Genomic DNA, 22,525 nt, shown 5'->3' with positions numbered 1-22,525 from the left:
CGCCGCGATCGGTTCCGGACGGCCGGGCGAAACCGGTTTGTCCGGGAACGGGCAAGGGCGCGTATGCCAATCGTCGCCGTCGACGACACCGACTCCCGCGAGCGGGGGATGTGCACGACGTACGTCGGCGCGCGGCTCGCCGAGCGGCTCGAATCGGCCGGCGGGCGGGTCCGCCGACGGCTCCTCGTTCGACTGAACCCCGCCGTGAAGCACAAGACGCGGGGGAACGCCGCCGTCGCGGTCCACGTCTCCGGCGTCGACGCGGCGGCGGCGTTCGACCTCGCCGCGGAGGCCGTGCGCGAGTTTGCCGCCGACGACGACCCGCGAACGTCTCCGGGCCTCGTCGTCGCCGACGTCGACGTCGCCGGGGACCCGTTCGCGCCGGGAGCGCTCCCCGCGTCCTCGGGCGACGGCGACGCGTCGGCGGCGCGGATCCCAGACGACGTGGCCGACTTCGCTCGCCGCGCGCTCCGGCACCGCCTCGACCTCGACGAGGCGCTGTCGCTCGCCGAGGCGCACGGCTACCGGCACGCCGCGTTCGGGACCGGCGGGGAGACGGCGGAGTCGGCCGTCGTCGGCCGCGGGAGGATCGGCGCGCTCGCGGCGGTCGGCGCGCCGGCCGCGTTCGACGACTGGACGGCGGAGCGGATCTCGTACCGCGAGCTGGATCGCTGCGGGACGCCTCGCGAGGTCGACATCGAGAGCGTCTTCGCCGCGGCCGACGCGGGGTACCCGACGGTCTGGGACACCGTCGACCGGGAGACTGGCGCGGCGGTCTGCGTCCCCAACGCCCCCGGCCCGATCCTCCACGGGATCCGCGGCGACGACCCGGCGACGTGTCGGGACGTGGCCGAGGCCATCGAGAGCGAGCCCGTGGAACGCGCCGCGACGTTCCTCACGAACCAGGGCACCGACGCCCACCTCGCGCCCGGCCGGATCGGCGACCTCCGCGACGGCACGGGGTACCGGGTCGCCGGCGCGGTCGCGAGCGAGCCGGAGACGAAACGGGGGGGCCACGTCCACGTCGAGGTCGCGGCGGGCGACGAGGGTGACGAGGGTGACGAGGGTGACGAGGGTGACAAGGATGACGAGGGTGACGAGAAGGACGAGAAGGATGAGGAGAACGGCGCGGCCCGCCTCCGCTGCGTCGCGTTCGCGCCGACCGGGCGGTTCCGCGACCGCGTGCGCGCCCTCCGACCCGGCGACCGGGTGACGCTGTGCGGCGAACACGAGGTCCGGGAGTCCGACGGCGGGGGCGAGAGGACGCAGGTACCGGCGTCGACCCTCAAGCTCGAGAAGTTCGCCGTGCGCGACCTCGTGCGGACCGAGCCGGCCGTGCCGACCTGTCCGGACTGCGGGCGGTCGATGTCGTCGGCGGGGAGCGATCAGGGGTACCGCTGCCGCGACTGCGGGACCGCCGCGCCCGAGAAGGTCGACCGCGAGGTCGACCGCGAGCTGGAGCCCGGCTGGTACGAGGTGCCCCCGAGCGCCCGCCGCCACGTGGCGAAGCCGCTCGTCAGGGGCGGGTTCGACGCGCCGGTCCACCCGGAGCGGTGAGTCCCGCCCGGAGCGGTGAAGTGGTCGGGGCGCGACCCGTCGGGCATGTCCGGGATCGTCTTCTACGGGACGGAGAACAGGGGCGGCGTCGTCGACTTCTACCGCGAGGAGCTGCGCGCCGAGACGTGGCTCGAACAGCCGGACTGCACGATCCTCCGCTACGACAACTTCCTGTTCGGCTTCTGCGACCGCGACGAGACCGAGACGTGCGGGACGCTCACGTTCGTCTACCCCGACCGCGACGCGGTCGACGAAGTCCGGGAGCGCCTCGCCGAGGCGAGCGACCGCCGCGACGCCGCGAGCGCGCCGGGCGCGGTCGAGGACCCGCGCGAGAACGAGCGGTACGACATCTATCAGTGCTTCGCCGAGGACCCCGACGGACGGACCGTCGAGTGTCAGGCGTTCCTCGCCGACGACGTGCCGTCCGTTTAAATTGAGGGCGGACGGAGCGCGGCGCTTCCCGCGGTCATTCCTCGACGGTCCGCTCCTCGCGCCACTCGGCGGCGCGGTCGAGCGCGGCCTCGCGGTCGTCGAAGCGCTCGCGCTCGTAGGCCGACTCGTCGGCGGCCTGTTCCATCACGTCGAGGCGGACGACGAACCGGCCGTCGGTGCGCTCGCGAACCCGGACCGTCGCGTAGCCGTCGGAGCGCTCCCACTCGGTGATCGTCTCGTCCTCGCGTCCAAGTGACCAGCTCATACCTCACGGGGCGGGCGCGGCGGCTAAAACGGCCCGGTTCGACCGCGGAAGCCGGAACGGACTCGACGGGCCACTCCCCGTCGTCGACGAGTCACTCCTCGTCGACCGGTCTCGTCACGTGCGAGCAGACCGGACAGACCGCGTAGCCGAGGGTGTCGTACGGGACTGACGCCGAGGGGGCGGTCACGTCGCACTCCGGGCAGTCGAACGTGGACCCGTTATCGATGCTCATGTCTCTCCGTAGCGCGGCGACCCATATGGTTACGCGGCGCTTGCCGCCCCGTCAACGACTCCTTACTTATAAGCGACCGCCGGGCCGAGGTCGCCCATGGCCGACGACATCCACGCGGACCGACGGCGGCGCGCCGCCGCGCGGCTCCGGGACGCGGGCGCCGACGGGCTGGTCTGTTTCCCGAGCCGGAACCTCCAGTACCTCACCGGCTTCGACGAGGAGCCCGGCGAGCGGCACTTCCTGCTCGCGGTGCCGGCGGCGGGCGGCGGAGCGGACCCGGCGACGCTCCTCGTCCCGTCGCTGTACGAGACGCAGGTGCGCGAGGAGACGACCGTCGCCGACGTCCGGACGTGGGCCGACGGCGAGGACCCGGTCGCGGCCGCTCGCGATCTGCTCGCCGACCTCGGGCTTCGGGACGGACGCCTCCTCGTCGACGACACGATGTGGGCGACGTTCACGCAGGACCTCCGGGCGGCGGCGCCGGACGCGACGTGGGGGCTCGCGAGCGAGGTCCTCGCCGACATGCGGGTCCGGAAGGACGACGCCGAGCTGGCGGCGCTGCGCGAGGCGGCCGCCGCCGCGGACGCGACCGTGCGCGACCTCCGCGACCTGGGCGCCGACGCGGTCGGGATGACCGAGCGCGAACTCGCCGACTGGATCGCCGACCGGCTTGCCGCGCACGGGGGGACCGGCGTCTCGTTCGAGACGATCGTGGCCGCTGGTCCGAACGGCGCGAAGCCGCACCACGGCCACGGGGACCGCGAGATCCGGGCGGGCGAGCCCGTCGTGCTCGACTTCGGGACGCGCGTCGACGGCTACCCCTCCGACCAGACGCGGACGCTCGTGTTCGACGGCGACCCCCCGGCGGAGTACGAGCGAGTCCACGAGGCGGTCCGGGAGGCGCAGGCCGCCGCGGTCGACGCCGTGGAGCCGGGCGTCACGGCCGCGGCGGTCGACAGGGCCGCGCGGGAGGTGATCGAGGCGAAGGGGTACGGCGACGCCTTCGTCCACCGGACCGGCCACGGGGTGGGGCTCGACGTCCACGAGGCGCCGTACGTCGTCGCCGGGAACGACCGGGAGCTCGAACCGGGGATGGTCTTCTCCGTCGAGCCGGGGGTCTACCTCGACGGGCGGTTCGGCTGTCGGATCGAGGACCTCGTCGTCGTCACGGCGGACGGCCGCGAGCGGCTGAACGACACCGACCGCGACTGGCGGTGACCGCGGCTAGCTGTGACCGCGACCGGCTGCGTCCGCGTTCGTCCGGCCGCGGCGCCGCGACGCGGTCGGCGTTGAAACGAAAGCGTCCGAAGAGGAGACGGAAAGGGGGAACGGGAGGGGGACTCTGACGGGAATCCCCGAAGAACCGGCGCGTCGGACGTCCGACGCGAGATGCGGGAGTCGTGTGCCTACTCCGCAATAGAACGTTAGTGTCGAATCGTATAGTTGTGACACCGAATTATTTCGGTCCTCGGGTCGGCCTCGGCGGCAGGGGGATCCGAACGGTTCGCCGCCGATCGCGGCTGGCGAGCGCGGAAATCGATCGAGCGGTCGGATCCGAGGCGGGTCACCGCGGAACGCGGCGGCGGCCGGCCCGCATCGAAACCATTAGTGTCACCGGAGCGGAACCGCGGGGCATGAGCGACAACGAGGAGGCCGAGGAGAGCGAACCGGCCGTCGAGCTCGGCGAGGGACCGGACGTGGCGGGCGAGCCGATCGCCCGCGTCGCGTCCCGGCTCACGTGGCCCGCGAAGCGCAGCGACGTGGTGGCACAGGAGGGCGACGCCGCGGTCCGGAGCCCGGACGGCCCCCGCGACCTCGACGACGTGCTCGCGGAGTCCGAGGTGCCGCTGTTCGAGAGCCGCAGCGAGTTCGTCGCGGAGGTCGAGGAGCTCGTCGGGCGCGGCCCGGTCGCCACCGAGTAGCCGCGTCCCCCCCGTCGCGGCCTTTTTGCCCCGTCGGCGCGGAGTCGACGTATGGCGATCCCCTTCGATCCGCACGAGCTGGACCCCGAGGAGTACGGCGAGACGCGGACGACGCTGTCGACCGACCACGAGTCGGCCGTCGAGCGCGTCCGCGAGGTGTGCCTCGACGCCGGCTTCGGCATCCCGGTCGAGTTCTCCCCGTCCGACATGCTCAACGAGAAGGTCGACGCCGACCGCGACCCGTACTACGTGCTCGGCGCCTGCAACCCGTCGATGGCGGACCGCGCGCTCGACGCGACCGACAAGCGCATCGGGGGGCTGTTCCCCTGCAACATGATTATCTGGGAGGAGTCGCCCGGCGAACAGGTCGTCTACCACGTCTCGATCATGAAGATCGCGCGCCTCCTCGGCATGCCCGTCGACGACGAGGCGATGGACGAGATCATCGCCGACACCGGCGAGATGGTCGACGCCGTGTTCGAGGAGCTGGCGGAGTAGCCGACGGAGAAGGCGTCTCCGCGACTTCATTTATAAATAGCCGGTGCGGTGGCGCGCCTCCGAGCGGCCGCCATCGGCGGCCGCGAAGGAGCCCGCGAGGGAGTCAGTCGCCGGAGCGAAGCGGAGGCGACTGACGAGGCTGGGGAGGCGTGAGGTGCGGTGCCGTGCGGGGTGGGACTCAAAGGGGCAGCCGTGAGCGGGGGGCAGGCGTTCACGAGAGCGGAGCTCTCGTGAGCCAATCAGAACGCTTTGCGTTCTGATGACGACGTAAGGACCGCAAGGAGGGAGCGGTAGCGACCGACTGAGGACCGCAGCGAGCGTGTCCCCCGCTCACGGTTGGGGCTTTGGAGGTCGTCGTCGCGGAGGAACGGATCACGTACAGCCGAACGACTGGTGGTTTGGAGGTCGTTTGCGTTCGTGTGCTCTCGGCTATTTATAAAGGAGCGACCGGACCGGCAGATGTCCCCGCCGACGGTCCCGAGTCGATCGATCACAGCCGGTCCGTCCCGCCGCTATCCACGCCGCGATCCAGCCACGAGACGGCGATCGACTCGAACGGCGCGGAGTACTGCATCAGCGTCGTCCCGAGGATCGCCATCACGAGCACGTAGCCGACCGCGAACGCGTTGATCGTCTGTGCGAGCGCCGGGTCGAACGTCCCCGCCTGAGCCCCGGTCACGGCGACCGTCGCGATGATCAGCGAGAACTCCCCGCGGGTCGTCATCCCGAGCGCGACGCGGGTCGACCGCTTGGTGTCGAGGTCGAAGGCCCGCCCGGCGAGGAAGCCGGTGACGAGCTTCGTCGGCGTCGTCACGACCACCGCGAGCGCGATCAGCGCCGCCACGCCGCCGAACAGCAGCGGGTCGGTGACGAGCCCGATCCAGAAGAAGAACACCGCCGCGAACGTGTCGCGGACGGGTTCGAGCAGCGTCTCGATCTCGTGGGCGTACTCCGTCGAGGCGAACGCCATCCCGACGAAGAAGGCGGCGACCGCCTCGCTGACGCCGAGCGCGAGCGCCGCGCCGGCGACGAGCACCACGGTCGCGATCGACCGGAGCGCGACGAACTCCGGGTTGCTCGTCGCCACCAGCCGGTCGAACGCGGGCGTGCCGAACTGGACCGCGGCCAGCAGCACGAGGATGAACGCGACCGCGATGCCGACGTCGGTCGCGGCCGCGGCCACGTCGCCGCCGCCGAGCACGAGCGCCGAGGCCACCGCGAGGTAGACGGCGATGAACAGGTCCTCGTAGACGAGGGTACCGAGCAGCGGCTCCGCCTCGTCGTCGGCGATCCAGCCGAGGTCGATGAGCGACTTCGTGATCACCGCCGACGAGGAGATGTAGACGATGCCGGCGAACAGGAACGCCGGGAGGAGCGCGCCGAAGACGAGCCAGCCGAGGACGAGCCCGGCGCCGAAGTTCGCGAGGTCGATCGTCCCGGCGGTCCCGATCTGGCGCCGTCGGGCGAGCAGGCGGTCGAGGTTGAACTCCAGCCCGAGGAAAAACAGGAGGAAGACGATCCCGAGCTCCGCGCCGAGCGCGATGAACTCCGTCTCGGGGACGTAGACGGTCCCGACCGTCGGCAGCGCGAGCCGCCCGAGGACGAACTCCCCGAGCAGCATCCCGGCGACGATGTAGAAGGGGATCACGGACTGGCCGAGGCGGTTCGCGAGCCAGCCGGCGACCGCGACCGCGGCGAACATGACGCCGACGTCGAGCAGCGCCACTACCGGTCACCTCCGAAACGGGCGAGTCGAGAGGCCGCCCCGACCGCGTCTGACCGGCCGCTCATCCGGTGAGAAGCTCCTCGAACGCCGCGCAGTCCTCGGGCGTCCCGACGCCGATGACCGTGTCGCCCTCGCGGAGCGTGGTGTCGGCGCTCGGGCTCTCGACGACCTCGTCGCCGCGCTGCACCGCGACGACGACGAGCCCGGTCCGGTTGCCGATATCGGCGCTCTCCAGCGTCTCGCCGATCAGCGGCGAGCCCGGCTGGAGCTCGTACCACTCCAGGAGGATACCGCCGGGCAGGGTCGTCTCCTGCGTGTCGGGCTCGACCGGCTGGAAGTACGCGCCCTCGATTATCGAGCCGATCGTCCGCGCGAGGTCGTCGCTGAACTCGAACACCTTCTCCGAGTCGGCGTCCGGGTCGGGCCGCCGGAACACCTCGCGTTTCCCCGTGTTATGGATGACGACGACCATCTCGCCGTCGTCGAGGTCGATCTCGAACTTCTTTCCGACCCCCGGGAGGTCGGATTCGCGGATCGTCATACCGGGGAGGAGCGGTGCCAGCGTTATAGGTTTACACGTCGGACCCGCGTCTCGGGCGGCGGCCGGCAGTGACCCAGTCGCCGCCCGAGGCGCGACCGCCGCGCACCAAACGCTAAGTGGGGTGGGTCCGAGGTAGCGGATATGTGGCGCTCCCGGAAAAGCCGGGATCGGCGGACGGTGACCTGCATCGCGTGCGGGGACTCGCTGCTGCGCGAGGAGGCGCGCGAGTACGACAAGGAGGGCGACCGCTGGAACCGGCGCGACAAGGAGTTCGAGTACCTCTGTACCGACTGCGACGACGAGCTCTGCCACCAGCCCCGCGACGGGCTCGAGTCGCTGATCTGTTCCATCGAGGCCGACGGCCTCTCGCGCGAGGAGTTCCTCGGCCGGTACGCCGACGCGGTCGGGACCGACGAGCGCGACGGCGCCGACGCGACCGGGTCCCGCGGCCGGTCCGACCGCGACGGGGACCCGTCGGACCGCGACCGGTAGCGCGCCGTCGTTTCGGCGGCCTCGGTCCGCCCCCCGACAGGCCTTTCTAACGGACCCGCGTTGGTCCCGGTATGTCAGACGACGAGCCGAAACCCGGGTCCGCCGAGGACCAAGGCCCCGTGACGATCACGGCGGAGCTGGCGGACCGCCTCGCGGAGAAGCGGGCGGACCTGTTCGAGGAGTTCGAGATCCCCGACGAGTTCCCGAACGAGGTCCTCCGCGAGGCCGAGACCCGGACCGAGGACGTGTACGAGGAGATCGAAGCCGAGATCGACGAGCGCGAGGACCTCCGCGAGCTGACGACGTGGACCACCGACCCGGTCGACGCGCAGGACTTCGACGACGCGATCTCCATCGAGCGCGAGGAGGGCGCCTACCGGCTGTGGGTCCACATCGCCGACGTCACCCACTACGTCACCCCGGACACCGCGATGTGGGAGGAGGCCGTGAAGCGGTCGAACACCGTCTACCTGCCCGACTACACGATCCACATGCTCCCGCCGGTGCTCGCCGAGACCGTCTGCTCGCTCGTCCCCAACGAGGACCGGCTCGCGCACACCGTCGAGATGGAGATCGACGACGAGACGCTCTCGTTCGAGGACATCGACATCTACAAGTCCGTCATCAACTCCGACGAGCGGCTCACCTACAAGCAGTGCGAGGAGCGGCTGGAGGACCCCTCTCTCCCGCTCGGCGAGGAGAACGAACTCGCCTTCGAGCTCGCCGACCGGATGCACGAGCAGCGCAAGGAGGACGGCTCGCTCGTGTTGAACCCGCGCCGCGACCGCGCGCACACCATCATCGAGGAGTCGATGCTGAAGGCGAACAAGGCGGTGACGCACACCCTGATGTGGGACCGCGGCGTCGAGGCGATGTACCGCGTCCACCCGCAGCCGACGCCCGACCAGTGGAGCGAGGCGCTCAAAGAGATCCAGGACCTCGACGGCGTCTCCATCCCCGGCGACGCGTGGGGCGACGACCCCCGCAAGGCGGTCAACGCCGCCTTAGAGGAATCGCCCGGGCGGCAGCTCAACAAGATCCAGCGCGCTGTGCTGAAGGTGATGCCCCGCGCGAAGTACATGAACGACCCGTTCGGCGGCCACCACGCGCTCAACTTCGACATCTACGGCCACTTCACCTCGCCTATCCGGCGGCTCTCGGACACGATCAACCACTGGATCGTCCACGAGAACGACGTGCCGGAGAATCTCGTGGAGCTGTGCGACCACGCCAGCGACCGACAGAAGGACGGCGAGACTGTCGAGCGACTCTACAAGCAGTTCCTCCAGGAGCAGGGGCTCGACCCCCACGCGGTGAACAACCGCGGGATCGAGGTCGTCGACGACGCCGAGGAAGCGAAACACACGGCGTAAGCGCTCCCTCGCCGCCCTCGGCGAAGCGTATAGACCGCCGGAGCCCCTACCCGCAGACATGACCCACCACGACAGCGACGAGAGCCGCGCCGCCGATCGGATCGCCGACCGAGACCGCTCGCGGGCCGAACGGGAGGCGGAGCGGGCCGCCACGGTCGGCGGCTTCACGGGGGCGGTCCTCGGCGCCCGCGGCGGTCCGATCGGCGCCGGAATCGGCGCCTTCCTCGGGGGATCGACCGGCTACGCCGTGGGCTACGCGCTGAGCGAACTGGAGGGGGATCGCGGCGACCCCCACGAGACCACGCTCGACGACTACGCGACCGGCGACGGGCCGGGCCACGCGTCGGGGGACGACGGCGGCGACGGTCCCGGAGACGGGGGACCGGTGCGGATCGAGGTCGGCGAAGAGGCCGACGAGGACGGCGAAGGCGGCGAGGCCGACGACCACCAGCCCGAGGAGTGACGCGGGTCGGGGCGCGCGACCCCCGTCGTCAGTCCCGCCGAGTCGCGAACCGGGCTATCGCGGCCGCCGAGAGCGCGCCCATAGCCGCGATTCCCGCGAGCACGAAGAACAGTTCGCGGGGACCGGCGCGGGTGAGAACCCACCCCGCGAGCGCGGCGCCGAGCGAGCCGACGCCGAAGATACCGAGGTACGTGTAGCCGAACGAGATGCCGCGCGCCTCGCTCGGCGAGTAGGCCGCGACCGTCGCCTGCGAGAGCGGCTGGACCGTGAACAGCGCCACCCCGAGCGCGAGCGACACCGCGAGGAACGACGCGGTGGTCGCGCCGGCGGGAACGAAAAGCAGCGCGAGTGCCGCCAACACGGCCATGAGGATCATCAGTCCTCGCTCCGGGGGGATCCGGTCGGCGATCCGTCCACCGAGGTACTGCCCGAGCACGCCGACCATGAGGACGGCGACGTACAGGTACCGCGCGAGGTCGAACTCCTCGGCGTACGGGCTGTCGGGGTCGATCAGCCGGACGTCGACCAGCCCGCCGAGCGCGTCCCCGAGCAGGTCCGGCAGGAACGTGAGGAACGTCCGGTAGTAGAGCCCGCTGAACGTGACGAACGCGAACACGATCAGGAACCCGCCAGCGAGGAGGACCCGGGTGTCGTCGACGATCGTCGACGGCGACACCTCGCCTTTGGCGGCGTCGGGGGCGCTGCCGCCGTCGTCGCCGTCGCTGTCGTCGCCGGCGCCGTTGCTGTCGCCGGCGCTGTCGCCGCCCCCGCCGTCGTCGCCGTCGCTGTCGTCGCCGGCGCCGTTGCTGTCGCCGGCGCTGTCGCCGCCCCCGCCCCCATCGCCGCCGTCGGCGACCGCGGACTCCGGGAGCGCCGCGTCGACGTCGACGGTGGCTCCGTAGGCGGCGACGACGACCGCCGGGACCGTGAGCGCGACCGCGACGATCCGCCAGTCGAACGCCAAGAGGAGCAGCGCGGTCGCCAGCGGACCGAGCGCGATCCCGAGGTTCCCGCCGATCCCGTGGTAGCCGAGGGCGGTGCCGCGGCGGTCGACCGACTTGGAGATCAGCGACAGCCCCGCGGGGTGGTAGACGCTCGCGGTGACGCCCCACACGGCGATCGCGAGCCCGAGCGCGGGGAGGGTCGGGGCGACGCTCACGAGGAGGAACGACGCCGCCATCCCCCCGAGACAGGCGAGGATGAGCGCCTTGGAGCCGAAGCGGTCGACAAGGATGCCGCCCGGGAGCGCGCCGACCCCGAACAGCCCGTAGCCGACCGTGGAGATGAGTCCGAGCGTGGCCGCGGTCGTCGAGAACTCCGCGATCCACACCGTCAGCAGGATCGGGATCGAGAGCTCGTAGGTGTGGACGAGCCCGTGCGAGCCGGCGGTGAAGGCCACGATCCGTCGCTCGGCGGCATCCATTACGCCGGCGTTCGCGGTGTCGCGGCATAGGTTCGGGGGTAGCCGCCGGGGTTGCCGCGAGCCGCGGGCGACGGCGTCGGTCGATTCAGTCCAGGTCCTCGGGCTGGGTCCCGACCCCCTCGGGCCAGCCCGTCGGCCGCGCCGCGGTGGGCTCGGCGTGCGAGCGCTTCAACACCATGGGGGTGCGCTCTAAGGAGAGCACGAGCTCGTCGTCCTGGTTGTACGCGCGCAGCTCGGTGGTGACGATGCCGACGTGGTCGCGGGAGTCGGACTCGCGCTTGTCGAGGACCTCCGACTCGGCGAACAGCGTGTCGCCGTGGAAGACGGGGGCGTGGTGGCGGATCTCGTCGTAGCCGAGGTTCGCCGTGGCGTTAGCGCTCACGTCGGCGACGCTCATCCCGACCGCGAGCGCGATGACGAAGGTGCCGTCGACGAGGCGCTCGCCGAACTCCGTCTCGGCGGCGTACGCCTCGTTGAAGTGCATCGGGTTGACGTTCATCGTGAGGTTGGTGAACCAGACGTTGTCCGTCTCCGTCACCGTCCGCCCGTAGGGGTGTTTGTAGACGTCGCCGACCGCGAAGTCCTCGTAGTACCGTCCCTCCCAGCCGCCGACGAGCCGGCGGTCGCGCGTCTCGGTGTCGCGAGTCATACCGAGTACCGACGACGACGGCCGTGAAAAAGGGGGTGCGTTCGCGGGGGTCGACGCCCGCCGCTACGCGAAGTTGAACGACGTGTACAGCAGCAGCCCGACGGAGACGACGGTGACCAGCACCAGCCAGCCGATCATGATCGCGCCCATCTGGCGATGCGAGAGGTTCTGTCCCTCGAGGATCTCGGAAACGCCCATGTCCCGACCGATTCGCCGAGAGTATTTAATGGCTTCCAAGAGTGCGACGCCGCCGCGCTCGCGGACTCCCCGTCCGTCGGCCGATGGCGGCCGCGAGCGCCGGCTACCACTCGGCGTACGCGAGGTAGTCGGTCCCCTCGTACGCGAGGAGCCACGTGCCGTAGGAGTCGTGTACGTCGACCCCGTCGCGGTCCCGGATCCGGTCGATCACCGACCGGAACGCCTCGTCGTCCTCGAAGTACGCGCCCTCGATCGCCTCCTCGACGACGGCGCGCTCGGCGTCGGAGAGCCCCGAGAGCGCGAACAGGTACCGGTCTCGCACCCGGTCGGCGAACGCCTCGACGTCGGGCGCGACCTCGGTCACCTCGTACCGGTACTCGCGCTCCGTCGCGGTGCGCGAGTCGACCTCGACGCGGTACCGCTCCCCGTCGCGAACGACCGCGTCGTACCGCTGGTCCGGGACGAACGCCGAGTCGTTTCCCACCTCCGCGGCGGTCCCGTAGTCGATCCCGACGGCCGTGTCGGGGTCCGGCGGGTCGTCCCCCGATAGGATCGGGCGGAGCCGCTCGCGGTCGGTCTCGGGGAGGTCCTCGTAGGCGACCTCGCGGAGCCCGTCGGTCGCGTCGTCGCCGGCCGCCTCGACCGTGACCGTGTAGACGGTCACCTCGCCGCTCCCGACCTGCGTCTCGCTCACCTCGTAGACGCGCCCGTCGACCCGGGCCGCGTCGACACGGTCGAACAGCGCGGACCGGCCGCTTCGCGTGGCCGAGCCGTTGTCGCGGGCCGACGCGACGACCTCGTACGCTTCGGAGCCGGGCTCCGGGGCCGTCGACACCGAGTCCGCGATCGTCTCCGTCGTCGCCGCCTCGAAGTCGAGGACGACGGCGGGGTGGCCGCACCCGGCGAGGGAGACGGAGAGGAGGGCGGTTCCGGTCGCGAGGACCTGGCGGCGGTACATGTGTGAAAGTGACAACCACAGATACCGAAAGCGTTGCGGTTGGAGGGGGTCGGCGAAAAGGTCGGGATCGCCGATGCGTTGATCGACAAGTAGCCACACCGCTGCCTGTCGATCGCTGGCGGAGCGTTCATCCGATTCCGCCTCGGAGGAAGCTTCAAGAGCGCTCGTATACGACGTATACGTATGGGGACTCGCAACGTCCGGCTCGACGAGGACGTGTACGAGCGGATCAAAAGCGAGAAGCGGCCGGACGAGACGTTCTCCGAGGCCGTGGAACGGCTGATCGGCGGGTCGTCCCTGCTCGAACTGGCCGGAATCTTAAGCGACGAGGCGGCCGACGAGTTCCGGCGCGCTATCGACGAATCCGACGAGGCGGGCGCGCGGGAGATCGATGAGTTGGTCGACCGGTTCGACGGTGACGATGATACTTGATTCGTCGTTTCTCATCGATCTGATGAACGGCGACGACGCGGCGGTGGAAGCCGCACGCGAGATCGAGGCGAGCAGCGTTCCCCAGAAGGTTCCGGCACAGGTCGTGTACGAGCTATACGTCGGCGTCGGCTACTCTGAGAACGCCGCTCGGGAAGTCGAGAGCATCCGATCGGTGCTGGAGTCGCGCCCAGTCATCGACTTCACCGAGGACATCGCGAAACGCGCCGGGCGCCTCGATGGGCGGCTCCGACGCGAGGGCAGTCGCATCGGGCAGGGCGACGTCAGGATCGCTGCGACTGCGATACGTCACGACGAGCCGGTCATCACCGGGAATCCGAAGGATTTCAATCGAATTCCGGACGTGGACGTTCGCGAGTACTGAAACGGCGCCCGCGACGTTGCTCGCGATGCAAAAACGTGGACTCGCGGTACTACCGGATCACGGAATTCGGTCGCGCGTACCTCGCCGGCGGACTCACCGCGGACGATCTGGAGTAGCTACGCAATACCCAGCTCGCGGACCGCGTCCGCCGAGATCGTCACGTTGCGGTCGCCGAGCGTCACCGACTCGTCGGTCACTGTCGACAGGAACTCACGGAGTCCTTCGAGATAGTCTCTCGACCGCTTCTCCTGAATCACCATCGTCCGTTTCTCCGGATAGATCCTCGCTCGGTGGTCAATATAGATCCGGGCGAACGACCGCTGAACCGACTCGGGGGCATCCCAAACAGTCGACGGGAAGCTATCGAGAGTCACTTTGTCGCCGGCCGGTGCGCCCATCGTGACGAGGCACCGCCCGAGTACTGAACCGTCGGCCACGGGAATCACCTCGGTGGCGCGGCCGTCGGTGGTCCCGTGTCGAACGGTCGTCTCGACACCGACTCGCTCGAACGCCGCCTCAATCTCGTCAACTCCCACGCGTTGGCCGGTCGCCACCGCGGGGACAAACGTCTGATTCGTGATGCTACCACCGGCGAGGATGTGGGCGAGGAGCTCGACGAGCCCCGCGGCGGTGTCGCCGTCGGGATCGGGATCGAGCCATCCGTAGTCGATCGCGGTATGGATCCCGCGGACCGGGTCGGGGATCCCGTCGTTGAGCCAGCCGCGAACGCGCGACGGCGGTAGATCGAGGGCGTTGCCGACGCGAGTTCGACCGTGTTTCGGGTGTTCCGCGGCGTACTCCTGTACGCGTCGGTAGTCGAGGACCTTCTCCCACGGGTCCGGATACTCTCGATCGCTGTAGGTGCGGGCGAGAGCTTGGGCCGTGGGCTGCATGGCTATCGTTTACACAGCAACGGATTTGACCTTGTGCATCTAATTTTCTCCGTTGATATTTATGGCACTAACTACATAAGCCAGGCCTACCTAGCGAGTAATAACCAGCTAACCGATCGGAACGGAGCGACCGTTCATCGGTGGATCGCTGGGTTCAAACTATGAAACCAAGCAACCTGTTCAATTCGGACGACCGTGCCGTGAGTCCCGTTATCGGGGTCATTCTCATGGTCGCAATTACCGTGATTCTGGCCGCCGTCATCGGGACGTTCGTGCTCGGACTGGGTGACTCGCTCGGCGACAGTCAGCCGACGGCGCAGCTAAGCGTTGATATCACAGACGAAGCTGCTGACACGCGGAATGTGACAATTTCCCATGATGGTGGGGATACTATTGATTCCGAATCCCTTCGTGTCATCGTCTCGGATGAAAATGGAGATCAGCTAGATTCAGCTAATGAATTTAGCGACCGCTTCAGCGTTGGCGATTCCCAGTCTGGGCAATTTGATGTGAGCGGTGACGGGAGCGGGAATAATACAGATATTACTGTCCGAGTCATCCACGTTCCGAGTGACTCCATCATCGTTGATCAGACAATCGAAGTCAGCGATCTTGATGGGGTCAATAGTACTGGCGACCTCACATTCAACTAATTAGAACACGCGTTCTCGTATCATTTCCTCTTATTTTAATTATACTCTGAGGAACAAGTTCAATCATCAATATTTATACAGGTTTTGAATAGTTTCAAAATCATGCTTTATGCGAGCATTTCGAATATTCTTTCACTCTCAACTAGCTATAAGTGCAGCATCAATTACCACTCTCATAGGTGGGTTGTCATGAAATCTCGCGACAATCTCGCTCTTGTCAAGCGTCCCCGGAGCGTTCTATCGCGATACACAAGCTTACGTAGTGACGATAGACTCTCGCAGGCGTAGTGGGGTACAAATGCCACCGGCCTATCCGCAGCACACCCACAATCCGAAGTTTAATCACAGTCGCCGTGACGCATTCGCAGTTGGCGGATACGGGAATAGACGCGACCAACACACCGTTAATCGTCGTCGATCTCGCAAGGATCTTCATACTCGGAGGGATCACGACGTTCACCCAATTCGACGTCGCCTTCGGTGAGACCCTGTTCACTCTCGCCGGAGTCGGACCGCTACGGAACTCGCGACGAACGGCCTCACCAGTTCCGCTCGCAAATAAATAATCAGAGTACAAGCTCAAACATAGAACAGACGAGACTTGATTTATCGATCCCGAGGAGTAGAGTAAATTTAGGTGGACTTGCGGGGATTTGAACCAGAGCCAGACGTGCTCGCTCACTCCGTTCGCTGCGCGCGACTGGCAGGGTTCAAACCCCGCTCGGTACAGTTTCGCGCCGCTCGCGATATTGCTCGCGGCGCGAAAACATGGACTCGCGGGGATTTGAACCCCGGGCCTCTTCCTTGCGAAGGAAGCGATCTGCCGCTGATCTACGAGCCCGCACCCGAAACCAATCGCCGTTCGTATTTGTACCTTACCTTTCGACGACCCGCACGCGGGTGGTTCGCAGGCGACGACGGCCCCGAGCTCGCGACGACGGGCGCCGGTACCGACGGGATTAGGTGGCCTCCCCTGCGACGTTCACTCGAAGCAGGCAGAGTATTTAATAGACTTAACGTGTTTAACGTTTTTGAGACGCATCCCACATTCGTTACACTTTTGCGTGCGCGCGACTCAGATCCGGACATGGCAGAAGCGACGGCGACGACGGACCCCGACCCGGCCGCGATCGCGGCCCTGAAACACGTCGGGCTCGTCGGCGGCCTGACCGAGACGAAGGTGTCGTGCGCGGCCCTGGGCGACCGGCTCGACGCCTCGACACAGACCGCCTCGCGGCGGCTGCAGACCCTCGAATCCGCGGGCTACATCGAGCGCGACGTGGTCGGCGACGGCCAGTGGGTGCGCGTCACCGACGCGGGCGAGGCGGCCCTCCGCGCCGAGTACGCCGACTACCGCCGCCTGTTCGAGAGCGACGTCGAGCTCGTCCTCCGCGGCGCCGTCACCGGCGGGATGGGCGAGGGACGCCACTACATCACCCTGCCCGGCTACGCCGAGCAGTTCCGGTCGCGGCTCGGCTACGAGCCGTTCCCGGGCACGCTCAACGTCGACCTGACCGAGGAGAGCGTCCGGCGGCGCGGCGAGATGGCCGGCATCGACGCCGTGCCCATCGACGCGTGGGAGGACGAGGACCGGACCTACGGCGCGGCCTCGTGTTACGGCGTCACCCTCGTCGCCGGCGACGAGCGCTACGAGGAGGTCCACGCGATCGTCCCCGACCGGACCCACCACGACGACGACCAGCTGGAGCTGATCGCGCCCGACCGCCTCCGCGACGAGCTCGCGCTCGACGACGGCGACGAGGTCGAGGTCCGCGTGGCCGCGACGAGCCGGGCGGACCGGCCCGGCGAGGACGACGCGGAGGGGGACGCGAGCGACCGCGACGCCCCCGGGACGGAGGTGGCCTGATGCGGACCGACGTCGACGCGGACGGCGACGCGGAGGTCGCCCCCGACGCCGAGGCCGGCGCGGCCGCCGACGCGGGATCCGACCGAGAGACGACCGACGCGGCCGAGTCGGTGGCGCGCGCGCTCGACGCCTTCCGCGCCGGCGACCCGGTCTGCGTCCACGACTTCGCCGACCGCGAGGGCGAGACGGACATCGTCTACCCGGCCGGCGCCGTCGACGAGTCGGCCGTCGCGCACATGCGCAACGACGCCGGCGGGCTGATCTGCGTCGCGGTCGGGGACCCCGTCGCGGACGCGTTCGGGCTCCCGTTCCTCGCGGACGCGCTCGACCACCCCGCGGTCGACGACGACCCCGACTACGACGACCGCTCCTCGTTCTCGCTTCCCGTGAACCACCGCGAGACGTTCACCGGGATCACCGACGAGGACCGCGCCCGCACGATCGTCGAGCTCGCGGGCGCGGCCGCCGCCGTCGACGCCGACCCCGCGGGGTACGGCCCCGAGGACTTCGCGGCGGAGTTCCGCGCGCCCGGCCACGTCCACGTGCTCCGGGGCGACCGGGACGGCCTGGAGGGCCGGACCGGCCACACGGAGCTCGGCCTCGCGATGGCCGAGACGGTGGGCGCCGCCCCCGCCGCCGTGGTCTGCGAGATGCTCGACGACGAGACGGGCGCGGCGCTGACGCCCGCGGACGCCGAGGCGTACGCCCGCCGGCGCGGGATCCCGTACGTCGAGGGCGCCGCGCTCGTCGAGGCGCTTAAATAACGATCCGGGGGCTGTCGGCGCGCGCCGCCGAACGGCCGCCTCCGGCGGCCGTGAGGGGCGCGTGCGAGGGAGTCGCGAACGGCGTGGCACGTAGCGCCACGAGCAGCCGGCGCGAAGCGCCGGCGACGAAGTGAGCGACGAGGCTGGGGAGGCGTGAGGTGCGGTGCTGTGCGGTGGGGCGGGACTCGAAGGGGCGGGCGCGAGGACGGCGCAGGCGTTCACGAGAGCAAAGCTCTCGTGAGCCAATCAGAACGCTTCGCGTTCTGATGACGACGAAAGGACCGCAGGGAGGGAGCGAACGAAGTGAGCGACCGACTGAGGACCGCAGCGAGCGTGCGCCGTCCTCGCGCCCGGGGCTTCGGAGTGGTTCACCGTCGTTCCGCGATCAATCAGTTATAAGCGAGCAACGAGCTCTGTGGAGGCGTTCACCGGCGGTCTACAGTCATCCAGTTATAAATGAACGGCTAGGATTCCAGCAGCAGTTGACTCGTAATAGTCGCGTTCTCCGCATGTCGCAGATTTAAGACCGACGGCCGCAACCTCCGACCATGGGATTCGACGAGATGGACGTCGACACGATCTGGAAGAACGGGGAGTTCCTCGACTGGGAGGACGCGACGACCCACGTTCTGACCCACGCGCTCCACTACGGGAGCGGCGTGTTCGAAGGCGTCCGCTGTTACGACACGGAACGGGGCCCGGCGGTGTTCCGGTGGGAGGAGCACCTCGACCGGCTGTTCGACTCCGCGAAGATGTACGACATGGACATCGAGCACTCCCGCGAGGAGATCACCGAGGCCACCCTCGAACTCCTCGACCGGCAGGACCTCGACTCCGCGTACATCCGCCCGATCGCCTACTACGGCTACGACTCGCTCGGCGTCTCGCCGAAGGACTGCCCGACCGACCTCGTGCTCGCGGCGTGGCCGTGGGGCGCGTACCTCGGCGAGGAGGCCCTCGAAGAGGGCGTCGACGTGATGGTCTCCTCGTGGCGGAAGCACGCCTCCTCGCAGGTGCCGACGAACGTCAAGACCACCGGCCTCTACGTCAACTCCATGCTCGCGGGCGAGGAGGCCCGCCGGAACGGCTACGTCGAGGCCATCGTCCTCAACAAGGAGGGGAACGTCGCCGAGGGGCCGGGCGAGAACGTCTTCATGGTGAACGACGGCGAGATCTACACCACCGGGCCGGCCCAGTCGATCCTCGAGGGGATCACCCGCGACACCGTCATCGAACTGGCGGAGGAGCGCGGCTACGAGGTCCACGACGAGGCCGTCATCTCGCGCGGGCAGCTGTACACCGCCGACGAGCTGTTCTTCACCGGCTCCGCGGCCGAGGTCACCCCGATCCGCTCCGTCGACGACACCGAGATCGGCGCCGGCACCCGCGGCCCGGTCACCGAGGAGCTGCAGAGCGCCTTCTTCGACCTGGTCGAGCGCCGGACGGACGACCACGACGAGTGGTTCACCTACCTATAACGAGTCCGCCGCGCCCCTGATCGACGAAGCGCGCCGCCGTCGTTTTTTTTTTAAATACGTCCTCGCGACACTCCGATCGAGGTCCCCTCGCGCGCCGCGTCAGTCGTTGCCGCCGTCCGCCGAGGGACGGTCCGTCTCTCCGGGCGTGCCGTCGGTGCGGACGCCGCCGACGCCGCCCGGCTCTCCCGCGGTCCCCTCGGGCGGGCGCTCCTCCTGCACGGGGACCTGGTGGGCCGACTCGGCGAAGCCGGCCGAGAGGACGCGGGTCATCCCCTCCTCGACCGTCTCGCCGGTCTCCTCGATGCGCTCCGGCTCGACCTCGATGACGAAGCCGGTGGTGATGTTCGGCGCCGTCGGCATGAACAGGACGACCTTCCCGTCGCGGGTCTTCTTGCCGGTCCGGAACGCCGTCATGCGGATCCCCGGCCACGTCTCGATGTAGACGGGGCTCTGGAGCTCGTCCGTCCCGGAGACGGCCGTCTCGATCGCGAGCTTGGAGGCGTTGTACACCACGCGCAGCGCCGGGATCCGGTTGATCGCGCCGTCGACGGCGGACTCCGCCAGCCGGCCGAACGTCGTCCGCATGAAGTAGCCGACAGCGAGGACGACGGTGGCGAACACCGCGAGCGCGATGATCACGCGGGAGATCGGCTCCAGCGGGGCCGGGATGATCGCCGGCTGGAGCCCTTCGATGAGCGGGATCGAGGCGATGTACTGGTAGATCCACTGGAGGACTAAGAGGAGGACTAGGAGGGGCGCCAACACGATGAGCCCGCTGGCGAAGTCGCGTTTCCACGTGGACATCTATCGAGTTAGTATGTGGCGGCGATCGTTAAGAGGGCTTCTACGCGTCGGGCGACCTCGGTGGCCCGTCGCCGGCGCGTGGGGGGTCGTCACCGGTCCGGACCGCGCGTCGCCACCGACGACCCCGGTCACCGGCCCGCGACCGCCCGGAGGGCGAACGTCAGATTCTGTCTGCGCTCGCGGACGCGCCGGTAGAAGTACGAGAGCCACCGGTCGCCGTACGGCGCGTACTGGACCACGTCGACGCCCTGCGCGGCGAGGTCGCGCTGGGCGTCCTCCCGCACGCCCATCAGCATCTGGACCTCGTAGTCGGCGCCGCGGTCGGTCGCCAGCCGGTTCGCCAGCGAGATCATCGCCGGGTCGTGGCTGCCGACGGCGACCCCCCGGTCCCGGCGATCGAAGAGGAACCGGAGGTCCTCGCGGTACGCCTCGTCGACGCGCGACCGCTCCTGATACGCGATCGAGGCCGGCTCGTCGTACGCCCCCTTCACGAGCCGGATCTTCCCGGGGACGTCGACGAGGCGCTCGAGGTCGTCGCGGGTGCGCTTGAGGTTCGACTGGACGCACTGCCCGACGCTCCACGGGTACTCCGCGGCGATCGACTCGAACGCGTCGAGGGTGGCGTCGGTGGTGTCGGCGTCTTCCATGTCACACCAGACGAAGGCATCGAGCTCGTGGGCGCGGGCGACGATCTCGCGGTAGTGCTCCTCGAACAGCTCCGGCGACACGTCGAGGCCGATCTGGGAGGGTTTCACCGAGACGCAGGCGTCGAGGCCGCTGTCGGCGATGTCGTCCAGCAGCCCGAGGTACGCGTCGACGTCGGCGCGGGCGTCGGCGGGGTCGTCGTAGTGCTCGCCGAGCAGGTTGACGGCGACGGCGATCCCGTCCTCGTTGGACGCTCGGACGTGGTCGAGGGCCACCGGGACGCTCTCGCCGGCGACGAACCGTCGCGCGATCGGAGGGATCATACCGGCGATGAGGGTGGCAGAGACTTCACTGTTGTCGAAGCGGGCGGTCTCGGGGGTCGCCGGCGGGGCCGACCGCCGGGCGAGCCGGACAGCGAGCGAAACGGATCGTGGTTTATATCCCCCCGACGGGAGTGGACCGCGTATGATCGGTTCGCTCGTCGCGACGGCGTTCTGGGCGATGGTGCCCGCGTACGTGCCCAACAACGCCGCGGTGCTCGCCGGGGGCGGCCGCCCCATCGACGGCGGGCGCGAGTGGCGCGGGGCGCGGCTGCTCGGCGACGGGAAGACGTGGCGCGGCACGGCGGTCGGCACCCTCGTGGGCGTCGTCCTCGCGCTCGCGCTCAACGCGGTCAACGACCCCGCGAGCGCCGCCCTCGGCGTCGAGCTCCCGACGTTCGCGCTCCCCGCGGCGGTCGCGCTCGCGTTCGGCGCGATGTGCGGCGACATCGGCGCCTCCTTCCTCAAGCGCCGCTCCGGCCGCGAGCGCGGCGCCGCGTTCCCGGGGCTCGACCAGCTCGACTTCGTCGTCGGCGCCCTGTTGGCCGTCTTCGTCGTCGACACCGACTGGGCGCTGGCGACGTTCACGCCGTCGGTCCTCGTCGTCGTCCTCGCGATGACGCCCGTCCTCCACGTGGTCACGAACGCCGGCGCCTACGCCCTCGGACTGAAGAACGAGCCGTGGTAGGCGCGGGAACCGATACGATCGACGTCAGAACTACTCCGTAGTGACCGCGGGAGCCGGTTCGGTCACCGCCGGAACCGCCCCGCGGTGGCCGTGAGAAACGGTCGATCGCTGCGGGGACCGCCCCGCGGTGACCGGCCGACCGACGGTTGGTGTCGACGACAACTCGGCTGTCACCTCCTGCCTCCTGTCGCCCGAGGTCTGATTCGACTGCTCGCCGCGTTATTTTGCGCCGTATCGTGTGACTCGGCCACAACCCACTCACGAATGCCGCAGGAGTGTGAGTTTCGTGACCTTTCAGACAGAACAACCGATCGTCCGTAGGTGAGATCGCTATTCGACGGGAACGGTGGGAAGATATTTATACTCGCGTGCCATTCATTAGCATGCATGTCTAGTAGTGCACCCAGCTCGGACGACGATGTGCTCGACGAGTTCCTGTCCGATCGCGGCCACGAGACCGAGATCGTACGCTGGGAGCGGTCCTATAACAAGCTTCAGTGTCCGGAGTGTGGTGCACTCCACCCCGAGGGAACGGCGCGGTGTGACGTCTGCGACTGGCGCCCGACCTGACGCCGACGACGGCGCACGGGCGGTTAGCTGTTTTCTTTCGATTACGTTTGGCGGCAGTATTATGTGTGATCAATCGATACAGTCGACTATGCCGACCTGCCAGAACTGCGGCTCGTTCGTCACGACTGATTACGTTCGGGTGTTCACCCCGAACGAGGTCGACCGTCCTCGCGTCTGCCCCGCCTGCGAGGACCTCGTCCGCGACGGCGCCGACGTCCGGGAAGCGCGCGCGACGCGCAGCAACTGATCGGCCGAGGCATCGATCGAAGCGGGACCGCCGACCCGATCGGAGCGTTCCCT

General features: G+C 68.9%; 28 protein-coding genes and 1 tRNA gene. 17 read left to right on the top strand and 12 right to left on the bottom strand.

Annotation, left to right across the window (positions count from 1 at the left end):
* The first annotated feature begins 63 nt into the window (after positions 1 to 63).
* Both B4V06_RS10325 and B4V06_RS10320 read left to right on the top strand, forming a co-directional pair.
* Positions 64 to 1,557 (top strand): TiaS agmantine-binding domain-containing protein, encoded by a 1,494-nt coding sequence (locus B4V06_RS10325; RefSeq protein WP_498169671.1) that lies wholly within the window; start codon positions 64 to 66, stop codon positions 1,555 to 1,557.
* 45 nt (positions 1,558 to 1,602) lie between these two features.
* Positions 1,603 to 1,989 carry a VOC family protein gene (locus B4V06_RS10320; protein ID WP_498169668.1) on the top strand — a complete coding sequence of 129 codons (387 nt, stop codon included), beginning with the start codon at positions 1,603 to 1,605 and terminating at the stop codon, positions 1,987 to 1,989.
* A 34-nt stretch (positions 1,990 to 2,023) separates the two neighbouring features.
* Here B4V06_RS10320 and B4V06_RS10315 read toward each other — a convergent pair whose 3' ends face one another.
* Both B4V06_RS10315 and B4V06_RS10310 read right to left on the bottom strand, forming a co-directional pair.
* Entirely contained in the window at positions 2,024 to 2,254 is a 231-nt protein-coding gene (locus tag B4V06_RS10315) for a DUF7543 family protein (RefSeq protein WP_498169665.1), read from the bottom strand.
* Positions 2,255 to 2,345: 91 nt separating this feature from the next.
* On the bottom strand, positions 2,346 to 2,486 hold the full coding sequence (locus B4V06_RS10310) for a hypothetical protein (protein WP_176329368.1): 141 nt from the start codon (positions 2,484 to 2,486) through the stop codon (positions 2,346 to 2,348).
* A gap of 96 nt (positions 2,487 to 2,582) precedes the next feature.
* Here B4V06_RS10310 and B4V06_RS10305 point away from each other — a divergent pair, with 96 nt between their 5' ends.
* The 3 genes from B4V06_RS10305 to B4V06_RS10295 all read left to right on the top strand — a co-directional run bounded on the left by B4V06_RS10305 (position 2,583) and on the right by B4V06_RS10295 (position 4,906).
* The gene (locus B4V06_RS10305; protein ID WP_498169661.1) at positions 2,583 to 3,704 is read left to right on the top strand and encodes an aminopeptidase P family protein; all 1,122 of its coding nucleotides are present in this window, start codon (positions 2,583 to 2,585) and stop codon (positions 3,702 to 3,704) included.
* A gap of 416 nt (positions 3,705 to 4,120) precedes the next feature.
* A complete protein-coding gene (locus tag B4V06_RS10300; protein ID WP_123113812.1) occupies positions 4,121 to 4,408 on the top strand; it encodes a DUF5789 family protein in 288 nt (95 codons plus the stop codon).
* A 51-nt stretch (positions 4,409 to 4,459) separates the two neighbouring features.
* Entirely contained in the window at positions 4,460 to 4,906 is a 447-nt protein-coding gene (locus B4V06_RS10295) for a DUF302 domain-containing protein (RefSeq protein ID WP_123113811.1), read from the top strand.
* Between the two features lie 490 nt (positions 4,907 to 5,396).
* On the opposite strand, the gene B4V06_RS10290 is transcribed toward B4V06_RS10295, so the two are convergent.
* Both B4V06_RS10290 and B4V06_RS10285 read right to left on the bottom strand, forming a co-directional pair.
* Positions 5,397 to 6,632: a cation:proton antiporter gene (locus B4V06_RS10290; RefSeq protein ID WP_498169658.1), complete on the bottom strand. Its 1,236-nt coding sequence runs from the start codon at positions 6,630 to 6,632 to the stop codon at positions 5,397 to 5,399.
* Positions 6,633 to 6,693: 61 nt separating this feature from the next.
* A complete protein-coding gene (locus B4V06_RS10285) occupies positions 6,694 to 7,173 on the bottom strand; it encodes a cation:proton antiporter regulatory subunit (RefSeq protein WP_498169655.1) in 480 nt (159 codons plus the stop codon).
* Positions 7,174 to 7,314: 141 nt separating this feature from the next.
* Here B4V06_RS10285 and B4V06_RS10280 point away from each other — a divergent pair, with 141 nt between their 5' ends.
* The 3 genes from B4V06_RS10280 to B4V06_RS10270 all read left to right on the top strand — a co-directional run bounded on the left by B4V06_RS10280 (position 7,315) and on the right by B4V06_RS10270 (position 9,501).
* A complete protein-coding gene (locus tag B4V06_RS10280) occupies positions 7,315 to 7,665 on the top strand; it encodes a DUF7562 family protein (RefSeq protein ID WP_498169653.1) in 351 nt (116 codons plus the stop codon).
* 71 nt (positions 7,666 to 7,736) lie between these two features.
* Positions 7,737 to 9,038: an RNB domain-containing ribonuclease gene (locus tag B4V06_RS10275; RefSeq protein ID WP_498169650.1), complete on the top strand. Its 1,302-nt coding sequence runs from the start codon at positions 7,737 to 7,739 to the stop codon at positions 9,036 to 9,038.
* A 58-nt stretch (positions 9,039 to 9,096) separates the two neighbouring features.
* On the top strand, positions 9,097 to 9,501 hold the full coding sequence (locus B4V06_RS10270; protein ID WP_498169647.1) for a hypothetical protein: 405 nt from the start codon (positions 9,097 to 9,099) through the stop codon (positions 9,499 to 9,501).
* Positions 9,502 to 9,529: 28 nt separating this feature from the next.
* Here B4V06_RS10270 and B4V06_RS10265 read toward each other — a convergent pair whose 3' ends face one another.
* The 4 genes from B4V06_RS10265 to B4V06_RS10250 form a co-directional block, all read right to left on the bottom strand.
* Positions 9,530 to 10,924 carry an MFS transporter gene (locus B4V06_RS10265; protein WP_498169644.1) on the bottom strand — a complete coding sequence of 465 codons (1,395 nt, stop codon included), beginning with the start codon at positions 10,922 to 10,924 and terminating at the stop codon, positions 9,530 to 9,532.
* Positions 10,925 to 11,009: 85 nt separating this feature from the next.
* On the bottom strand, positions 11,010 to 11,573 hold the full coding sequence (locus tag B4V06_RS10260) for a MaoC family dehydratase (protein ID WP_123113804.1): 564 nt from the start codon (positions 11,571 to 11,573) through the stop codon (positions 11,010 to 11,012).
* A gap of 63 nt (positions 11,574 to 11,636) precedes the next feature.
* Positions 11,637 to 11,771, bottom strand: coding sequence for a hypothetical protein (locus B4V06_RS10255; RefSeq protein ID WP_255212565.1), 135 nt, complete (start codon positions 11,769 to 11,771; stop codon positions 11,637 to 11,639).
* A 103-nt stretch (positions 11,772 to 11,874) separates the two neighbouring features.
* Positions 11,875 to 12,729, bottom strand: a complete 855-nt coding sequence (locus B4V06_RS10250; RefSeq protein ID WP_498169639.1) for a hypothetical protein — start codon at positions 12,727 to 12,729, stop codon at positions 11,875 to 11,877.
* Between the two features lie 183 nt (positions 12,730 to 12,912).
* On the opposite strand from B4V06_RS10250, the gene B4V06_RS10245 reads away from it, so the two are divergent.
* Positions 12,913 to 13,161, top strand: coding sequence for an antitoxin VapB family protein (locus B4V06_RS10245; protein WP_123113802.1), 249 nt, complete (start codon positions 12,913 to 12,915; stop codon positions 13,159 to 13,161).
* A gap of 22 nt (positions 13,162 to 13,183) precedes the next feature.
* A complete protein-coding gene (locus B4V06_RS10240; RefSeq protein ID WP_255212566.1) occupies positions 13,184 to 13,543 on the top strand; it encodes a type II toxin-antitoxin system VapC family toxin in 360 nt (119 codons plus the stop codon).
* Positions 13,544 to 13,659: 116 nt separating this feature from the next.
* On the opposite strand, the gene B4V06_RS10235 is transcribed toward B4V06_RS10240, so the two are convergent.
* On the bottom strand, positions 13,660 to 14,436 hold the full coding sequence (locus tag B4V06_RS10235; RefSeq protein ID WP_498169636.1) for a hypothetical protein: 777 nt from the start codon (positions 14,434 to 14,436) through the stop codon (positions 13,660 to 13,662).
* 161 nt (positions 14,437 to 14,597) lie between these two features.
* Between B4V06_RS10235 and B4V06_RS10230 the strand changes: the two genes are divergently transcribed.
* Complete coding sequence (locus B4V06_RS10230) at positions 14,598 to 15,089, top strand: type IV pilin domain-containing protein (protein WP_498169633.1); 492 nt, start codon at positions 14,598 to 14,600, stop codon at positions 15,087 to 15,089.
* A gap of 769 nt (positions 15,090 to 15,858) precedes the next feature.
* On the opposite strand, the gene B4V06_RS10225 is transcribed toward B4V06_RS10230, so the two are convergent.
* A tRNA-Ala gene (locus B4V06_RS10225) sits at positions 15,859 to 15,930 on the bottom strand.
* A gap of 246 nt (positions 15,931 to 16,176) precedes the next feature.
* On the opposite strand from B4V06_RS10225, the gene B4V06_RS10220 reads away from it, so the two are divergent.
* From B4V06_RS10220 to B4V06_RS10210, 3 genes are all read left to right on the top strand, one after another.
* Complete coding sequence (locus tag B4V06_RS10220; RefSeq protein WP_498169631.1) at positions 16,177 to 16,956, top strand: DUF120 domain-containing protein; 780 nt, start codon at positions 16,177 to 16,179, stop codon at positions 16,954 to 16,956.
* Positions 16,956 to 17,720 carry a 3,4-dihydroxy-2-butanone-4-phosphate synthase gene (ribB, locus tag B4V06_RS10215; RefSeq protein ID WP_498169628.1) on the top strand — a complete coding sequence of 255 codons (765 nt, stop codon included), beginning with the start codon at positions 16,956 to 16,958 and terminating at the stop codon, positions 17,718 to 17,720. The genes B4V06_RS10220 and ribB overlap by 1 nt, the downstream gene beginning before the upstream one ends.
* Before the next feature lie 548 nt (positions 17,721 to 18,268).
* Positions 18,269 to 19,198 (top strand): branched-chain amino acid transaminase, encoded by a 930-nt coding sequence (locus B4V06_RS10210; protein ID WP_498169625.1) that lies wholly within the window; start codon positions 18,269 to 18,271, stop codon positions 19,196 to 19,198.
* A 99-nt stretch (positions 19,199 to 19,297) separates the two neighbouring features.
* Here the strand turns inward: B4V06_RS10210 and B4V06_RS10205 are convergent, their stop codons facing one another.
* Together B4V06_RS10205 and B4V06_RS10200 are read right to left on the bottom strand one after the other, a co-directional pair.
* Entirely contained in the window at positions 19,298 to 20,002 is a 705-nt protein-coding gene (locus B4V06_RS10205) for a DUF502 domain-containing protein (protein WP_123113762.1), read from the bottom strand.
* A 128-nt stretch (positions 20,003 to 20,130) separates the two neighbouring features.
* Positions 20,131 to 20,970 carry a proline dehydrogenase family protein gene (locus tag B4V06_RS10200; protein WP_123113761.1) on the bottom strand — a complete coding sequence of 280 codons (840 nt, stop codon included), beginning with the start codon at positions 20,968 to 20,970 and terminating at the stop codon, positions 20,131 to 20,133.
* 142 nt (positions 20,971 to 21,112) lie between these two features.
* Between B4V06_RS10200 and B4V06_RS10195 the strand changes: the two genes are divergently transcribed.
* The 3 genes from B4V06_RS10195 (at position 21,113) to B4V06_RS10185 (ending at position 22,472) form a co-directional block, all read left to right on the top strand.
* Positions 21,113 to 21,655 carry a CDP-2,3-bis-(O-geranylgeranyl)-sn-glycerol synthase gene (locus tag B4V06_RS10195; protein WP_123113760.1) on the top strand — a complete coding sequence of 181 codons (543 nt, stop codon included), beginning with the start codon at positions 21,113 to 21,115 and terminating at the stop codon, positions 21,653 to 21,655.
* A gap of 387 nt (positions 21,656 to 22,042) precedes the next feature.
* Positions 22,043 to 22,225, top strand: a complete 183-nt coding sequence (locus tag B4V06_RS10190) for an HVO_0416 family zinc finger protein (protein ID WP_092565639.1) — start codon at positions 22,043 to 22,045, stop codon at positions 22,223 to 22,225.
* Positions 22,226 to 22,313: 88 nt separating this feature from the next.
* Positions 22,314 to 22,472 (top strand): DUF7563 family protein, encoded by a 159-nt coding sequence (locus B4V06_RS10185; protein ID WP_008002314.1) that lies wholly within the window; start codon positions 22,314 to 22,316, stop codon positions 22,470 to 22,472.
* Positions 22,473 to 22,525 lie beyond the last annotated feature (53 nt).

Source organism: Halorubrum sp. B53 (assembly GCF_059752395.1).
The sequence above is the reverse complement of the archived record's forward strand: the minus strand, read 5'-3'. Positions and strand labels throughout refer to the sequence as shown.

Bases quoted from the DNA above. Each gene is read 5' to 3' on its own strand.
- B4V06_RS10220 (WP_498169631.1), top strand. From the start codon at position 16,177: ATGGCAGAAGCGACGGCGACGACGGACCCCGACCCGGCCGCGATCGCG.
- B4V06_RS10325 (WP_498169671.1), top strand. From the start codon at position 64: ATGCCAATCGTCGCCGTCGACGACACCGACTCCCGCGAGCGGGGGATG.
- B4V06_RS10270 (WP_498169647.1), top strand. From the start codon at position 9,097: ATGACCCACCACGACAGCGACGAGAGCCGCGCCGCCGATCGGATCGCC.
- B4V06_RS10260 (WP_123113804.1), bottom strand. From the start codon at position 11,573: ATGACTCGCGACACCGAGACGCGCGACCGCCGGCTCGTCGGCGGCTGG.
- B4V06_RS10255 (WP_255212565.1), bottom strand. From the start codon at position 11,771: ATGGGCGTTTCCGAGATCCTCGAGGGACAGAACCTCTCGCATCGCCAG.
- B4V06_RS10190 (WP_092565639.1), top strand. From the start codon at position 22,043: ATGTCTAGTAGTGCACCCAGCTCGGACGACGATGTGCTCGACGAGTTC.
- B4V06_RS10295 (WP_123113811.1), top strand. From the start codon at position 4,460: ATGGCGATCCCCTTCGATCCGCACGAGCTGGACCCCGAGGAGTACGGC.
- B4V06_RS10285 (WP_498169655.1), bottom strand. From the start codon at position 7,173: ATGACGATCCGCGAATCCGACCTCCCGGGGGTCGGAAAGAAGTTCGAG.
- B4V06_RS10185 (WP_008002314.1), top strand. From the start codon at position 22,314: ATGCCGACCTGCCAGAACTGCGGCTCGTTCGTCACGACTGATTACGTT.
- B4V06_RS10235 (WP_498169636.1), bottom strand. From the start codon at position 14,436: ATGCAGCCCACGGCCCAAGCTCTCGCCCGCACCTACAGCGATCGAGAG.
- B4V06_RS10320 (WP_498169668.1), top strand. From the start codon at position 1,603: ATGTCCGGGATCGTCTTCTACGGGACGGAGAACAGGGGCGGCGTCGTC.
- ribB (WP_498169628.1), top strand. From the start codon at position 16,956: ATGCGGACCGACGTCGACGCGGACGGCGACGCGGAGGTCGCCCCCGAC.
- B4V06_RS10200 (WP_123113761.1), bottom strand. From the start codon at position 20,970: ATGATCCCTCCGATCGCGCGACGGTTCGTCGCCGGCGAGAGCGTCCCG.
- B4V06_RS10250 (WP_498169639.1), bottom strand. From the start codon at position 12,729: ATGTACCGCCGCCAGGTCCTCGCGACCGGAACCGCCCTCCTCTCCGTC.
- B4V06_RS10195 (WP_123113760.1), top strand. From the start codon at position 21,113: ATGATCGGTTCGCTCGTCGCGACGGCGTTCTGGGCGATGGTGCCCGCG.
- B4V06_RS10305 (WP_498169661.1), top strand. From the start codon at position 2,583: ATGGCCGACGACATCCACGCGGACCGACGGCGGCGCGCCGCCGCGCGG.
- B4V06_RS10300 (WP_123113812.1), top strand. From the start codon at position 4,121: ATGAGCGACAACGAGGAGGCCGAGGAGAGCGAACCGGCCGTCGAGCTC.
- B4V06_RS10265 (WP_498169644.1), bottom strand. From the start codon at position 10,924: ATGGATGCCGCCGAGCGACGGATCGTGGCCTTCACCGCCGGCTCGCAC.
- B4V06_RS10245 (WP_123113802.1), top strand. From the start codon at position 12,913: ATGGGGACTCGCAACGTCCGGCTCGACGAGGACGTGTACGAGCGGATC.
- B4V06_RS10230 (WP_498169633.1), top strand. From the start codon at position 14,598: ATGAAACCAAGCAACCTGTTCAATTCGGACGACCGTGCCGTGAGTCCC.
- B4V06_RS10275 (WP_498169650.1), top strand. From the start codon at position 7,737: ATGTCAGACGACGAGCCGAAACCCGGGTCCGCCGAGGACCAAGGCCCC.
- B4V06_RS10210 (WP_498169625.1), top strand. From the start codon at position 18,269: ATGGGATTCGACGAGATGGACGTCGACACGATCTGGAAGAACGGGGAG.
- B4V06_RS10280 (WP_498169653.1), top strand. From the start codon at position 7,315: ATGTGGCGCTCCCGGAAAAGCCGGGATCGGCGGACGGTGACCTGCATC.
- B4V06_RS10315 (WP_498169665.1), bottom strand. From the start codon at position 2,254: ATGAGCTGGTCACTTGGACGCGAGGACGAGACGATCACCGAGTGGGAG.
- B4V06_RS10205 (WP_123113762.1), bottom strand. From the start codon at position 20,002: ATGTCCACGTGGAAACGCGACTTCGCCAGCGGGCTCATCGTGTTGGCG.
- B4V06_RS10310 (WP_176329368.1), bottom strand. From the start codon at position 2,486: ATGAGCATCGATAACGGGTCCACGTTCGACTGCCCGGAGTGCGACGTG.
- B4V06_RS10240 (WP_255212566.1), top strand. From the start codon at position 13,184: ATGAACGGCGACGACGCGGCGGTGGAAGCCGCACGCGAGATCGAGGCG.